Origin of the sequence: Streptomyces sp. NPDC058678, from assembly GCF_042714835.1 — a bacterium.
GTDB lineage: Bacteria > Actinomycetota > Actinomycetes > Streptomycetales > Streptomycetaceae > Streptomyces.
Genome location: NZ_JBHXSG010000025.1, coordinates 25712 through 40354 on the forward strand (window position 1 = coordinate 25712; position 14643 = coordinate 40354).

Genomic DNA, 14643 nt, shown 5'->3' on the forward strand with positions numbered 1-14643 from the left:
ACCACACGTGCTGACCTGCGCTTCTCCCGGCCCCGAGGGAGGTGTGGCCTCCACTGTCAGTGGCCGCCGCTAGCCTCTCCGACATGCCCGCCCGTATCACCGATCCCGATCAGCTCAAGGAGCTCCTCGGTATCCCCTTCACCCCGGAGCAGACGGCCTGCATCACCGCGCCGCCCGCCCCGCAGGTGATCGTGGCCGGAGCCGGATCGGGCAAGACGACGGTGATGGCGGCCCGCGTGGTCTGGCTGGTCGGCACCGGCCAGGTCGCTCCCGAACAGGTGCTCGGCCTCACCTTCACCAACAAGGCCGCCGGGGAACTCGCCGAACGCGTCCGCAAGGCTCTGATCAAGGCGGGCGTCACCGACCCCGACGTCATCGACCCGGACAACCCCCCGGGCGAGCCGGTGATCTCCACCTACCACGCGTTCGCGGGCCGTCTCCTGACCGACCACGGCCTGCGGATCGGCCTCGAACCCACCTCCCGCCTGCTCGCCGACGCCACTCGCTTCCAGCTGGCCGCGCGCGTGCTGCGCGAGGCCAACGGCCCCTACCCGGCGCTGACCCGCTCCTTCGCCGACCTGGTCAGCGACCTCCTCGCGCTCGACGCCGAGCTCGCCGAACACCTCGTACGCCCCGAGGACCTCCGCGCGTACGACGCCGATCTGCTGCGTGCTCTCCAGGGCGCAAAGCTCACCAACGAGGCCTTGCGCAAGGTGCCCGAGACGGCCGCCGCCCGCCGCGAACTCGCCGATCTCGTCGTCCGTTACCGCGCCGCCAAGCGCGAACGCGACCTGCTGGACTTCGGCGACCAGATCGCTCTGTCCGCCGAGCTCGCCCAGATCCCCGAGGTGGGCCGTGCCCTGCGCGACGAGTTCCGGGTGGTGCTCCTGGACGAATACCAGGACACCTCCGTGGCCCAGCGCATCCTCCTGGCGGGCCTGTTCGGCGCCGGCACCGGCCACCCCGTGACCGCGGTCGGCGACCCCTGCCAGGCGATCTACGGCTGGCGCGGCGCCTCCGTCGCCAACCTCGACGACTTCCCCGAGCACTTCGCCCACGCCGACGGCCGTCTCGCCACCCGGCAGGCCCTCAGCGAGAACCGCCGCAGCGGCGGCCGCCTCCTCGACCTCGCAAACGGCCTCGCCGAGCCCCTGCGCGCCATGCACGCGGGCGTGGAAGCCCTGCGCCCGGCCCCCGGCGCCGAACGCGACGGCATCGTCCGCTGCGCCCTCCTGCCGACCCACGCCGAAGAGATCGGCTGGCTCGCCGACTCCATCGCGCACTTGGTGAACACGGGCAAGGCGCCCGGCGAGATCGCCGTCCTGTGCCGTACGGCCACCGACTTCGCCGAGATCCAGGGCGCGCTCGTCGCCCGGGACGTCCCCGTCGAGGTCGTCGGCCTCTCCGGCCTGCTCCACCTGCCCGAGATCGCCGACCTGGTCGCCGTCTGCGAGGTCCTTCAGGACCCCGGTGCCAACGCCTCCCTGGTGCGTCTGCTGACCGGCCCGCGCTGGCGCATCGGCCCGCGGGACCTCGCCCTCCTGGGGCGGCGCGCCCGGCTGCTGGTGTCCCATGCCCGCGTGGACGGCGACGACGACCCCGACCGCCGGCTCGCCGAGGCTGTCGAAGGGGTCGACCCGTCCGAGGTGATATCGCTCGCGGACGCCCTCGACACGTTCCTGGAGACGCCGCTCGACGGCGACGGGGACCACGAGGGGCTGCCCTTCTCACCGGACGCGCGCGTGCGGTTCGCGCGCCTGGCCACCGAACTGCGCGACCTGCGCCGCTCCCTGTCCGACCCGCTGATGGACGTCCTGCACCGGGTTCTCGCCGTCACCGGCCTGGAAGTGGAATTGTCCGCGTCTCCGCACGCCCTGGCCGCCCGCCGCCGCGAGACCCTGTCCAACTTCCTGGACGTCGCCGCTTCCTTCGCCGCCGGCGACAACGAGGCCAGCCTGCTCGCCTTTCTCGGCTTCCTGCGCACCGCCGCCCAGTACGAGAAGGGCCTCGACAACGCCCTCCCCGGCGGCGAGAACACCGTCAAGGTGCTCACCGCCCACAAGTCCAAGGGCCTGGAATGGGACGTGGTGGTCGTCCCCGGACTGGTCACCGGCACCTTCCCCAGCACCCAGGGCCGCGAGAAGTGGACCGCCCAGGGCAAGGTGCTGCCGCACGAACTGCGCGGAGACACCGACACCCTCCCCGACGTCACCTCCTGGGACTCCCGCGGGCTGAAGGCCTTCCACGAGGACATGAAGGAGCACCAGCACACCGAGGAACTCCGCCTCGGCTACGTCACCTTCACCCGCCCCCGCTCACTCCTCCTCGGCTCCGGCCACTGGTGGGGTCCCACCCAGAAGAAGCCCCGCGGGCCGTCCGACTTCCTGCAAGCCCTGTACGACCACTGCGTGGCCGGACACGGCGAGATCGAGGCGTGGGCGGTCGAGCCCGCCGAGGACGAGCAGAACCCGGCCCTGCACCAGGAGACCGCCGACCAGGTGTGGCCCCTGCCCCTGGACGAGACGTCCATGGCCCGGCGCCGAGCGGCCGCCGAGACGGTTCTGTCCCACCTGGAACACCTCGCCTCCCACGAGGACGGCCACCCCGCGGCCACGCACGACCCGGACGTCTACGACGACCCGGACTGGCCCGTGCCGCCGGACGACGACGAGGTTCCTGAGGACGACTCCTATGAAGAGGGGCCCTTTGCGGACGACCCCTATGCGGAGGTTCCCTTCGCCGAGGAAGACCCGGCCGACTGGGACTCCTGGAGCGCGGACCGCCCGACCGTCCCGCACCAGGCCGTGGGACCGGACGCCACTGAGCACCCGCGTACGGAACCCGCCCGCCCCCACCCCACGGGCCCCGCAGGCGCCCCCCTCTCCCTGGAGGAGGCCCGCACCATCGCCTCCTGGGACCGTGACCTGGACGCCCTCAGCAGCGAACTCCAGCGCACCCGCGCGAGCGTCACCGACGTACCTCTTCCCGCGTCGCTGACCGCGTCCCAGCTGATGCGCCTGGCAGCCGACCCGGACGGCCTCGCACAGGAACTGGCCCGCCCCATGCCTCGCCCGCCCCAGCCCGCAGCGCGCCGGGGCACCCGCTTCCACGCCTGGGTCGAGTCCCGCTTCGAGGCGCTGACACCGCCCATGCTGGAGCCGGAGGAACTGCCCGGCAGCGAGGCCGAGATCGCCGACGAGCGCGACCTGGAAGCCCTCAAGGAAGCCTTCGAGCGCACCGACTACGCCCAGCGCACGCCCCACCGCGTCGAGACCCCCTTCCAGCTCGCGATCGCCGGCCGCGTGGTCCGGGGCCGCATCGACGCCGTCTACAAGGACGGCGACGGTCCGACGGCGACGTACGAGGTCGTCGACTGGAAGACCAGCCGCACCCGCAGCGCCGACCCGCTCCAGCTCGCCGTCTACCGGCTCGCCTGGGCCGAGCAGCAGGGCGTACCTCTGGAGTCGGTCACGGCGACCTTCCTCTACGTACGCAGCGGCGAGGTCGCACGACCGGTCGACCTGCCGGGCCGGGCCGCCCTGGAGCGGCTGCTCCTCGAGGAGCCGGAGGGTGAGGAACCGCACGGCGGCGATGTCGGTGCGGGCCGATAGGCTCGTGACCATGAGCCAGCCCGTTGACAGTGCCGTCAGCGCCGTCCGTACGTACATCGAGCAGCACCGTGCAGCCTTCCTCGACGACCTCGCCGAGTGGCTGCGCATCCCGTCCGTGTCGGCCCAGCCCGACCACGAGAGCGATGTACGACGCAGCGCCGACTGGCTCGCCGCCAAGCTCCGGGAGACCGGCTTCCCGACCACCGAGGTCTGGGAGACGGCGGGCGCGCCCGCCGTCTTCGCCGAGTGGCCCTCCGACGACCCCGAGGCACCCACGGTCCTCGTCTACGGCCACCACGACGTACAGCCCGCCGCCCGCGAGGACGGCTGGGACAGCGAGCCCTTCGAGCCCGTCGTCCGCGACAACCGCCTCTACGCGCGCGGGGCGGCCGACGACAAGGGCCAGGTGTTCTTCCACACACTCGGCGTCCGCACCCACCTCGCCACGACCGGCCGCACCGCCCCGGCGGTGCACCTCAAGCTGCTGATCGAGGGTGAGGAGGAGTCCGGCTCCCCGCACTTCCGCGCGCTCGTGGAGGCTCGCGAGGGCCGGCTCGCCGCCGACGCGGTGATCGTCTCCGACACCGGTATGTGGTCCGAGGACACCCCCACCGTGTGCACCGGCATGCGCGGCCTCGCCGAGTGCGAGATCCGGCTGTTCGGCCCCGACCAGGACATCCACTCCGGCTCCTTCGGCGGCGCCGTCCCCAACCCGGCCACTGCCGCCGCCCGCCTTGTCGCCGCCCTGCACGACGAGCACGCGCGCGTGACGGTCCCCGGTTTCTACGACGGCATCGTCGAACTCACGGACCGCGAGCGCGCACTCTTCGCCGAGCTGCCCTTCGACGAGGAGCGGTGGTTGCGCACCGCCAAGTCGTACGCCACCCACGGCGAGGCCGGGCACACCACTCTGGAGCGCATCTGGGCCCGCCCCACCGCCGAGGTCAACGGCATCGGCGGCGGCTACCAGGGCCCCGGAAGCAAGACGATCGTCCCCGCCTCCGCCATGGTGAAGCTCTCCTTCCGGCTGGTCGCGGGCCAGGACCCCGACCACATCGAGAAGGCCGTCCGCGACTGGGCCGCCGAGCAGGTGCCCCCGGGGATCCGGCAGGAGATCACGTTCACCGGCTCCACGCGCCCGTGCCTCACGCCGCTGGACCACCCGGCCCTGCGGTCCGTCGTCCGCGCCATGGGCCGCGCCTTCGACAAGCCCGTCCGCTTCACCAGGGAAGGCGGTTCGGGACCGGCCGCCGACCTCCAGGAAGTTCTCGGCGCACCCGTGCTCTTCCTCGGCATCTCCGTCCCGTCCGACGGCTGGCACGCCCCGAACGAGAAGGTCGAGCTGGACCTCCTCCTCAAGGGCGTCGAGGCCACCGCGTACTTGTGGGGCGACCTCGCCGAGCACTGGTCCCATGCGCCCTGATCGTCCCGCGCCGCCCGGATCGGCGCGGCACGCGGGGCACACTGTAAGAACCGTCCCGTACCGCCACGCCCTGCCGGACCCGGTCGCCTCCCGCCGTACGTCCCGCTGAACCGCCCGCGAAACACCCTTTCCACCGGGGGAGTTGGAAGCACTCGTGACCACCTGGACCGACCACACCGCCGACCGCCCCGTCTCGCTCACCGCCCCGAGCGGCATCGACCGGGCCGCCCACCACCGGCTCGACGAGGCCTGGCTCGCGGCGGCGTGGAGCCACCCCACCACCCGCTGCTTCGTGGTCTCCGGCGGCCAGGTCCTCATCGACGAGACGGCCGACGGTCTTACCGAACTCGTCATGACCCCGTCCTTCGAAGCACCCCTCACCGAGGCACACCGCTACTTCCTCGGCATCGACGAGGAAGGCGTGCGCTACTTCGCCCTCCAGAAGGACGCACTCCCCGGCCGCATCGACCAGTCCGCGCGCGCCGCGGGGCTGCGCGAGGCCGGTCTGCTCCTGTCGCCCCGCGAGGCTGGACTGATGGTGCACGCGGTCGGCCTGGAGAACTGGCAGCGCACACACCGCTTCTGCTCCCGCTGCGGCGAGCGCACGATCATCGCGGCGGCCGGTCACATCCGCCGCTGCCAGGCCTGCGGCGCCGAGCACTACCCGCGCACCGACCCCGCCGTGATCATGGCCGTCACGGACGAGGACGACCGCATCCTGCTGGGCCGTCAGGTCCACTGGCCCGAAGGCCGCTTCTCGACGCTCGCCGGCTTCGTCGAACCCGGTGAGTCCATCGAGCAGTCGGTGCGCCGCGAGGTCTTCGAAGAGGCCGGCATCACCATCGGCCAGGTCGAGTACGTCGCCAGCCAGCCCTGGCCCTTCCCGTCCAGCCTGATGCTGGGCTTCATGGCACGCGCCACCTCTACCGACATCAACGTCGACGGCGACGAGATCCACGAGGCCCGCTGGTTCTCCCGCGACGAACTGCGCGCCGCCTTCGAGTCCGGCGAGGTGCTCCCGCCGTACGGCATCTCGATCGCGGCCCGTCTGATCGAGCTCTGGTACGGCAAGCCGCTGCCGACGAGGAGCTTCATCTGAGGAGCGGGCCATGCCGGACCCGTACTGGAATCACAACGTCCACTACCACCCGGTGGTGCTCGCCTCCGTGCCGGAAGGCTGCGGTGCGGCCCTCGACGTCGGCTGCGGCGACGGGCTGCTCGCGCGCAAGCTCGCGGACAGGGCGGAATCCGTCACCGGCGTGGACCGCTCGCCCGAGATGATCCGGCTCGCGCGCGAGAGCGCGCAGGAGCTCGGCGACGTGACGTTCTTCGAAGGGGACTACCTGGACGACCCGCGCCTGCCCGAGGGGACCTACGGCTTCGTGAGCGCGGTCGCCGTCGTCCACCACTCGGCTTTCGAGCACGCGGTGGGACGACTGGTACGGCTCCTGGCCCCAGGCGGACGGTTGGTGATCGTGGGGCTGGCACGCGACCGGGCACCGCTCGACTGGGTGATCGGCTCACTCGGCGTGCCGCTGAACCTGGTCCACCGCTACCGCCGGGGCGAGGGCGGCCCGGCGGGCATGCCCATGGAGGAGTCGGCGATGTCATGGAGCGAGGTCCGGCAGGCCGCTCACCGCCTCCTGCCCGGCTCCCGCTTCCGGCGCAGGCTGCTGTGGCGCTACACGCTGGTCTGGGACAAACCATAAGAAGGCGGCCCCTGAATCCGTCAGGGACCGCCATCCGACCACCACGTCCGCGCGGCCGTTACGCGCCGATCTTCTGCTTGACCTGAGCCAGCGAAGGGTTCGTGAGCGTCGAGCCGTCCGGGAAGAGCACGGTCGGAACCGTCTGGTTTCCGCCATTCGCCTTCTCGACGAACGCGGCGGAATCCGGGTCCTGCTCGATGTTGATCTCGTTGTACGTGATGCCCTCGCGGTCCATCTGGCTCTTCAGCCGGCGGCAGTAGCCGCACCACGTGGTGCTGTACATCGTCACAGTGCCCGGCATGTCTCTCGTGCTCCTTCGGCGGGTCGGGGGATGTGCGCTCGCAGTGGGGAAACGTACTTGAAAGGGCCACCATTCCCGGCGGCCGGGTTCCGCCGGACGTGACGCCTGCCGCATTAGTACGACTACGAGTGCCTGCCTGTGGACAACCGGCTCACCCGTCTCCGCCGACCTGGCAGCATGGCCGTGTGACAGCAGCAACGCACTCCCCGCTCTTCCCGCAGACACCGGGCTCTGCCGACGCGGTGCTCGAAGGGCTCGACCCCGAGCAGCGCGAGGTGGCCACCGCCCTGCACGGCCCGGTGTGTGTGCTGGCGGGCGCCGGCACGGGCAAGACGCGGGCGATCACCCACCGCATCGCCTACGGGGTGCGAGCGGGGATTCTCCAGCCCTCCAGCGTGCTGGCCGTCACCTTCACCAACCGTGCCGCCGGCGAGATGCGTGGCCGGCTGCGCCAGCTCGGCGCCGCCGGTGTCCAGGCCCGCACCTTCCACTCGGCCGCCCTGCGCCAACTCCAGTACTTCTGGCCGAAAGCCGTCGGTGGCTCCATGCCGCGGCTGGTCGACCGCAAGATCCAACTCGTCGCCGACGCTGCCGCCGCCTGTCGCATCCGCCTCGACCGGGGCGAGCTGCGGGACGTCACCGGCGAGATCGAATGGTCCAAGGTCACCCAGACCGTCCCCGCCGACTACGCGCCCGCGGCCGCCAAGTCCGGCCGTGAGTCCCCTCGCGACCCGGCGGAGATCGCCCAGATCTACTCCGCCTACGAGGACCTCAAGCGTGCCCGCGGGGTCATCGACTTCGAGGACGTCCTGCTGCTGACCGTCGCCGTCCTCCAGGACCGGCACGACATCGCCGAGCAGGTCCGCTCCCAGTACCAGCACTTCGTGGTCGACGAGTACCAGGACGTCAGCCCTCTCCAGCAGCGCCTGCTGGAGTTGTGGCTCGGCGAGCGGGAGAACCTGTGTGTCGTCGGTGACGCCAGCCAGACGATCTACTCGTTCACAGGAGCAACTCCCGATCATCTGCTCGACTTCCGCACCCGCCACCCCGGCGCCACCGTCGTCAAGCTGGTCCGCGACTACCGCTCCACCCCGCAGGTGGTCCACCTCGCCAACGGCCTGCTCACCCAGGCCCGGGGCCGCGCCGCCGACCACCGGCTGGAGCTGATCTCGCAGCGCGCTGCCGGGCCGGAGCCCGTCTACACCGAGTACACCGACGAGCCCGCCGAGGCCGAGGGTGCCGCCCGCCGCATCCGTGAGCTCATCGACGCAGGTTGCCGCGCCAGCGAGATCGCCATCCTGTTCCGCACGAACTCCCAGTCCGAGACCTACGAACAGGCCCTCGCCGACGCCGGAGTGCCCTACCAGGTGCGCGGTGCCGAGCGGTTCTTCGACCGCCCCGAGGTGCGCAAGGCGGGAGTCGCGCTGCGCGGCGCGGCCCGCTTCGGCGGCAACGACTCTCTTCTCGACGACGCCGTCGACCTGCCCTCCCAGGTGCGGGCCGTGCTGTCGGGCGAGGGTTGGACCACCCAGCCTCCGGCCGGCTCAGGGGCCGTCCGAGAGCGCTGGGAGTCGCTGGCCGCCCTGGTGAACCTCGCGCAGGACTTCGCAGCCTCGAAAGCCGGCGCCACCTTGAGTGACCTGGTGGCCGAGCTCGACGAGCGGGCCGGCGCCCAGCACGCCCCGACCGTCGAGGGCGTCACGCTCGCCTCCCTGCACTCGGCCAAGGGACTGGAGTGGGACGTGGTCTTCCTGGTCGGTGTCGCCGAGGGCATGATGCCGATCACCTACGCAAAGACCGACGAGCAGATCGAGGAGGAGCGCCGCCTCCTCTATGTCGGCGTCACCCGCGCCAGAGAGCGCCTGTACGTCTCCTGGGCGCTGTCCCGTTCGCCCGGGGGCCGTCCGAGCCGCAGGCCAAGCCGCTTCCTCGACGGCCTGCGCCCGGGCTCGGCCGGTACCGCCGGGCGGAGTGCCGCGGTCGGCTCCGGGGGCGTCGAGCGCGGCTTCACCACCAGCAGGGCCGGCGCCGTCCCGCGACGCACCCAGCGCACTCCGGCGCGCTGCCGGGTGTGCGGGCGCACGCTCACCGACGCCGGTGAGATGAAGCTGATGCGCTGCGAGGACTGCCCGTCGGACATGGACGAGGGGCTCTACGAGCGGTTGCGCGAGTGGCGTGCGGTCCAGGCACAGCGCAGCGGGCAGCCCGCCTTCTGCGTCTTCACCGACAAAACGCTGATCGCGATCGCCGAGGCCGTCCCCGACGACGACGGAGAGCTGGCGCGGATCCCCGGGGTCGGGGCGCGCAAGCTCAACCGCTACGGAGCCGATGTTCTGGCGATCTGCGCAGGCCAGGACCTCGGGGGAGAAGAAGTTGAGGGCTGACGCGAACTCGTCGAGAAAATAGTTTGCGCATGCCCCAGCAATCCCCATAGGTTCGTAGCCACGAGAACGGAGGCCTTCTCCGAGGCCCCGCTTTCGTGCTGTACTTGCATATCCGTCGGACCGGCTCACCCCCGGTCCCTCTAGACGCCGAGAGGAGGCGATTCCAGTGATCAGCATCAACTTCAGCTCCATCAGCACCGCCAAAGTGACCGATCGCTCGGTCGTCTCCACGTGCATGCTCGGCGCCTCGAACCCGGGCACCGGTCTGTCCGGCATTCGTGCCGTCCGTCCGGCGTCCTCCCTGTCTCTCGCGGACCTTCCCGTCCGGGAGCGCAATGAGCGACCGACCAAGGCACTGGAAGCAGTAGAGGCACAGGCGCACGTCTATGCCTTTGCGCCCGCCGGTGCCGGAAGCCGGAAGCAGGCGACGCAGCACCACCTGATGTGGGCCTTCCGTGGGCCAGAACCCTGGAGTGATCCAGCCTGATCGTGAATCAGGCCGGCGCCTTCAGGGCCGCGGAACCCCATCCGGGATCCGCGGCCCTTCTGTTTGTCTCCGAACGGGGACGACGGAGCGAAGGGGCCTCGGGACAAGAAAAGAACCCGGTACCAGCCACTCGGCCCAACAGGGCCGGAACGACAGACGAGGAAGACGAACCGTGCAACTCGAAGCGCACGCCCCGTCCGTACCGCCTTCCGAAACGATCCCCCCGCCCGGCCTCACGGAGGACTCTCCCTTGATCCCGCTCACTGCGCTCACCGCGCTCGACGACGCCATCGAGAACCTCGGCGTACCCGTCCCCTGCCGTTCGTACGACCCGGAGGTCTTCTTCGCGGAGTCGCCGGCGGACGTCGAGTACGCCAAGTCCCTCTGCCGGACCTGCCCGCTGGTCGAGGCCTGCCTCGCCGGTGCCAAGGAGCGGCGTGAGCCCTGGGGCGTCTGGGGTGGCGAGCTGTTCGTCCAGGGTGTCGTCGTTGCCCGGAAGCGGCCGCGTGGCCGCCCGCGGAAGAACCCGGTCACGGCATGAACACCGCAGGAACAATCGACCGTCCTTTCACGCACGACCCCAAGAAGCAGGCCCCGATGAAGCCGTCCACCAACGAGCCCGCAGGCACCGCGCCTGAAGACTTCACCACCAGTGGTGCGATCGACTCGCGCCAGAACAGGACCCGAGAGATGCAACTCATCCCAGAAGCCCTCGCTCGCGCGCATATGCACGAGCGACTGCATGAGGCCGAGCAGGAACGCCGGGCCGTGCGCCTGGCGACCGCTCGCCGGATGCAGCGCCGGGCGGAGCGCGCCTCGCTGCGTGCCCGGCGTGCGCTCGCCCTGGCCGTCATGCAGTAATCCCGAACACGCCTGAAGCGGTGGCCTCCCAGTCAGGGAGGCGGAGCTCTCCCGGCGGGGGCCGGTCCGTCCGAACGGACCGGCCCCCGCAGTGCGTTGGGTCTACCGATCCGCAGGTCACGGGGATATCGTCAGCGAGGTGACGAGTCTTCCCGGAGGCAGTGACCACGGCTCCGCCAAGGAGTCCGAGGCCCTCGTGTGCGCCCGGTGCGGCACCAGGGCGCAGGCACCGCAGCCCTCCTGGATGTGCTCCGTGGAGAACGGCGTCCGCCAGTACTTCTGCGACACCTGCTCCCGGGAGAACCTCAGGGCGATCGAGGGGCGGCTCGACTCGGCCTGGTGGTGAAACCTCCGAGAAACCTCACGCCTCCGCCGCCGGCTTCTCCTCCAAGCCGTCTTCCAGTACCTCTTCCGGGCTCTCCTCCGGCACGAACCCGGGCAGCCACTCCTCCAGCTCCTCGCGCAGCCGCACCGTCGAGCCCAGCTGGCACAGCACGCCGATCGTGCTCAATGTCACACGGTGGATGAGGAGATAGGCCGGGGGCAGGTTGAGCTGCTTGCCCAACTGGTAGGCGGGGGAGCGCGGGTCGCCGATCCGGGTCGCCTGGCTGCGCATCCAGCCGCGGGTGAAGGTGAACTCCTCGACCTGGGCCGGTTCGATGATCGGCAGGAGGTAGTCGAGGACGGCGTCCGGGTCCAGCTCTATGGACTCCTTGACGAAGCCTTCGGCGCACAGGAGTTCGTAGACGGCGTCCGCCTCGCCGTCGAGGGTCATCCGCAGCGAGCTGCCGATCGTGGCCGGCAGGCCGCCCGGGAGGCGGTCGACCGTGCCGAAGTCCAGGACGCCCAGGTGCCAGTCGTCCTCGCCTTCCGGACCGCCGGGCACGAGACGGAAGTTGCCCGGGTGCGGGTCGGCGTGCAGCAGCCCGGTGCGGGCGGGGCCGGAGAAGAGGAAGCGGGCCAGGAGCTGGCCGGCCCGGTCCCGCTGCTCCTGGGTGCCGTCGGAGATCACCTCCGACAGCGGGACACCGTCCATCCATTCAGTGATCAGCACCTGGTCGCACTGGTGGACCACATCGGGCACCACGACGTCGGGGTCGCCGGCGAACTCCTCGGCATGCGCATGCTGGGCCTGCGCCTCCAGGCCGTAGTCCAGTTCCTCGGAGACCCGGTCCCTGAGCTCCGAGATCAGCGGCTTGATGTCCACGCCCGGGATGAGGGGGCCAAGCAGCCGGGCGAAACGGCTCAGTTGGTTCAGGTCGGACAGCAGCGCCTCGCCCGCCCCGGGGTACTGCACCTTGACGGCCACCTCACGGCCGTCGCTCCACACCCCGCGGTGCACCTGGCCGATAGAGGCGGCCGCCGAGGGCTTGTCCTCGAACTCGAGGAACAGCTCCTGCCAGTTCTCGCCGAGCTGCTCCTCCAGCACCGCGTGCACAGTGCGTGTCGGCATCGGAGGCGCCGCCTCCTGGAGTTTTGTCAGCGCCGCGCGGTAGGGGCCGGCGATCTCCTCGGGAAGCGCCGACTCGAAGACCGACAGGGCCTGGCCGAACTTCATCGCCCCGCCCTTGAGCTCGCCGAGCACTTTGAACAGTTGCTCGGCCGTGCGCTGTTGCAGCTCGCGGCCGACCAGCTCGGCGGACTCGCCGACGATCCGCTTGCCCAGCCCCCAGGTCGCCCGTCCGGCGAAACCGAGCGGTAGCGCGGCGAGCTTGGCGGTACGGGTGACCGCCTTGCGGGGAAGATCAGACATGCGCCCTCCAGGTCCCAGCCAGCCGCGCCGCGTGGGTCGTGCGGCGTAACTCCTTCGACGGTTGTTGCTCCGCCATTGTCTCGTGCGACTCCTCTTCCTTGGGTGTGTGTTCCCCCTTACCTTTCTCCGCTGCCCCACAAGGACATGCGGGGTGCCCCCAGACCGGCCGGGCATGCCAGTGGAGGGTGGGCAGCGAGACCTCCCAGCGTGCGCCGGCACTCGAGGGCACCTGTCCGTCCAAGAAGGCCAGGGCGTGCGCGGCGGCAAGGCCCGCGACCGTCGTGGCCAGCGCCAGATCGCAGGACCGCACCTTGCGCGGTGCACCGGAGCGCCACTGTGCGACCAGACGGGGCCAGGCCTGGTCACGGTCCGTGCGCGCCTCGTGCAGACAGCCGGCGCAGCCCGTCTCACCCGGCAGCACGAACGGGCCGACCACCCCGGTCGCCTCCACCACGCCGATGTACAGATGGGGTGTGCCGGAGGTGATCAAGGGGTCGGCGGCGGACGGAACGGGCGCGTGCACGTCGACGTCGTCCCGTGGGGCGAGGATCACCAGGGACAGGCCGGGATCGTCGCCCTCGGAAGCCGCGCGGGGGCTGCGGCGTGGTGGGCGGTCCGGCGCCGCCCCTCGTACGGCCCGCCGCGCCGCCTCCTCCCGGCGTTCGCCGACGGACTCGGCGGGCAGCCCGCCCGGAGCGACATCCCCCGGCTCGACCGAGCCGACGTCGCGCACCTCGACCTCGCCGACCCCGGCGCCCGACAGCAGTGAGGCGAGGACCGTGCCCACCCGGCCGGCACCCCTGACCTGGACGCGCAGGGAGCGGCGGGCGGCCAGGAGCCTGATCGCCTCGCCCGGTGCGGACGTGGTCAGGGACAGGGAGGCCAGGTCGGGACGCAGCCGGTCGAGGACCTCTTCCTTGCCGCGCAGCGTTTCGGCGGCCGGGCCGCCGCCCTTGGCGTCGTCGATGAGTCCGGCCCGTGACAGCCGTTCCACCAGGGCGTCGACATGCCCGTCCGGCAGGTGCATCCGACGGCCCTCCTCCCGCAGGAGAGGCAGCCCGCGCGTGCCGTTGAGCAGGTCGAGGAAGCTGCCTGTCGCCGTGTCCATCGGACCCAGCGTCATCGCGTGCGCCGGGGTCATCCCGAACTGCACGGTGTTGAGATCCCGCCAGCCGCGCCGGAGCGCGGGCTTCACGAGCGGGACCGACGGCACCGTCGGAACCAGTGGAACCATCGGATGCGGATCCAGCGACTGCATGACAGGCCCCCGTAGTCCTTGTAGTCCTTGCAGGACATCCCCACCTGCCGGTGGAGGTCGGTCGCAGCTCCGCCGGTGGTGCCAGCATGCCCGGGCCCGCCACCGGGCGCCGAAAGTTGTCCACAGGCAGTGGATATTCGTCGTACAAGTCAGTCGTATGAATCAAACGCATGTGGGGGATCGGAAGCGAACCGCCCCGGAGTCGGGACTTCCCGCGTGTGCAGCGGGTAACGTCGGGGCGTGCCCGCCGACCCACTGCACCGCGCCGGAACACCACAGCGCAGCACGACGAGCCTGCCGCCGAGCGGCTCGGGGGCGAGCGCGATCGAGGTGCGCAGGAGTTCCCGTCGACGCCGGACGGTCTCCGCGTACCGCGAGGGCGATCGCACCGTGGTGCTCATCCCTGCCCGGATGTCCGAGGCCGAGGAGCAGCGCTGGGTGAGCGTCATGCTCGACAAGCTGGCCGCCCAGGAGAGCAAGCGAGTCCTCGGCGACGCCGAGCTGGCCGAGCGGGCCCAGCGCCTGTCGGCCCAGTACTTCGAGGGCCGGGCCCGGCCGAACTCGGTGCGCTGGGTCACCAACCAGAACACCCGCTGGGGCTCGTGCACCCCCTCCGAGGGCAGCATCCGTCTGTCGCACCGCCTGCAGGGCATGCCCGAGTACGTCGTCGACTACGTCCTTCTCCACGAGCTCGCGCATCTCCTGGTCCCCGGACACGGGCCCCGTTTCTGGCGGCTGCTGGAGGCGTATCCGCGCACCGAACGGGCCCGGGGGTATCTCGAAGGAGTCGTCGCCGCCGAGCGGTTGCCGCACCTGCCGGGCGCGCGCGGAGAGTGACGGCGGCCCCGCGCGGGAT

13 protein-coding genes are annotated in these 14643 nt (G+C 71.2%); 10 read left to right on the forward strand and 3 right to left on the reverse strand.

Annotated elements, in window-relative coordinates:
• The first annotated feature begins 83 nt into the window (after positions 1-83).
• The 4 genes from ACFWWR_RS22700 (at position 84) to ACFWWR_RS22715 (ending at position 6743) form a co-directional block, all read left to right on the forward strand.
• Positions 84-3611, forward strand: coding sequence for a UvrD-helicase domain-containing protein (locus ACFWWR_RS22700; protein ID WP_384305000.1), 3528 nt, complete (start codon positions 84-86; stop codon positions 3609-3611).
• Between the two features lie 10 nt (positions 3612-3621).
• Positions 3622-5034 (forward strand): dipeptidase, encoded by a 1413-nt coding sequence (locus tag ACFWWR_RS22705; RefSeq protein WP_383858372.1) that lies wholly within the window; start codon positions 3622-3624, stop codon positions 5032-5034.
• A gap of 154 nt (positions 5035-5188) precedes the next feature.
• Complete coding sequence (nudC, locus tag ACFWWR_RS22710; RefSeq protein WP_383858375.1) at positions 5189-6133, forward strand: NAD(+) diphosphatase; 945 nt, start codon at positions 5189-5191, stop codon at positions 6131-6133.
• Positions 6134-6143: 10 nt separating this feature from the next.
• Positions 6144-6743: a class I SAM-dependent methyltransferase gene (locus tag ACFWWR_RS22715; RefSeq protein WP_384305002.1), complete on the forward strand. Its 600-nt coding sequence runs from the start codon at positions 6144-6146 to the stop codon at positions 6741-6743.
• A 58-nt stretch (positions 6744-6801) separates the two neighbouring features.
• On the opposite strand, the gene ACFWWR_RS22720 is transcribed toward ACFWWR_RS22715, so the two are convergent.
• Positions 6802-7044, reverse strand: a complete 243-nt coding sequence (locus ACFWWR_RS22720; RefSeq protein ID WP_030929162.1) for a mycoredoxin — start codon at positions 7042-7044, stop codon at positions 6802-6804.
• Positions 7045-7229: 185 nt separating this feature from the next.
• Here ACFWWR_RS22720 and ACFWWR_RS22725 point away from each other — a divergent pair, with 185 nt between their 5' ends.
• From ACFWWR_RS22725 to ACFWWR_RS22745, 5 genes are all read left to right on the forward strand, one after another.
• Positions 7230-9428 carry an ATP-dependent DNA helicase UvrD2 gene (locus ACFWWR_RS22725; protein WP_383858381.1) on the forward strand — a complete coding sequence of 733 codons (2199 nt, stop codon included), beginning with the start codon at positions 7230-7232 and terminating at the stop codon, positions 9426-9428.
• A gap of 166 nt (positions 9429-9594) precedes the next feature.
• Complete coding sequence (locus ACFWWR_RS22730) at positions 9595-9915, forward strand: hypothetical protein (protein WP_384305004.1); 321 nt, start codon at positions 9595-9597, stop codon at positions 9913-9915.
• A gap of 172 nt (positions 9916-10087) precedes the next feature.
• Entirely contained in the window at positions 10088-10456 is a 369-nt protein-coding gene (locus ACFWWR_RS22735; protein WP_217239481.1) for a WhiB family transcriptional regulator, read from the forward strand.
• On the forward strand, positions 10453-10776 hold the full coding sequence (locus tag ACFWWR_RS22740; protein ID WP_383858387.1) for a hypothetical protein: 324 nt from the start codon (positions 10453-10455) through the stop codon (positions 10774-10776). The genes ACFWWR_RS22735 and ACFWWR_RS22740 overlap by 4 nt, the downstream gene beginning before the upstream one ends.
• Positions 10777-10915: 139 nt before the next feature.
• Entirely contained in the window at positions 10916-11122 is a 207-nt protein-coding gene (locus ACFWWR_RS22745) for a hypothetical protein (RefSeq protein WP_384305007.1), read from the forward strand.
• Positions 11123-11137: 15 nt separating this feature from the next.
• On the opposite strand, the gene ACFWWR_RS22750 is transcribed toward ACFWWR_RS22745, so the two are convergent.
• Positions 11138-12529, reverse strand: a complete 1392-nt coding sequence (locus ACFWWR_RS22750) for an ABC1 kinase family protein (RefSeq protein ID WP_384305009.1) — start codon at positions 12527-12529, stop codon at positions 11138-11140.
• Positions 12522-13763 (reverse strand): TOMM precursor leader peptide-binding protein, encoded by a 1242-nt coding sequence (locus ACFWWR_RS22755; protein ID WP_384305011.1) that lies wholly within the window; start codon positions 13761-13763, stop codon positions 12522-12524. Before ACFWWR_RS22755 ends, ACFWWR_RS22750 begins: the two co-directional genes overlap by 8 nt.
• Positions 13764-14027: 264 nt before the next feature.
• Here ACFWWR_RS22755 and ACFWWR_RS22760 point away from each other — a divergent pair, with 264 nt between their 5' ends.
• Positions 14028-14624 (forward strand): M48 family metallopeptidase, encoded by a 597-nt coding sequence (locus ACFWWR_RS22760; protein WP_383858398.1) that lies wholly within the window; start codon positions 14028-14030, stop codon positions 14622-14624.
• The last annotated feature ends 19 nt before the right edge of the window (positions 14625-14643 follow it).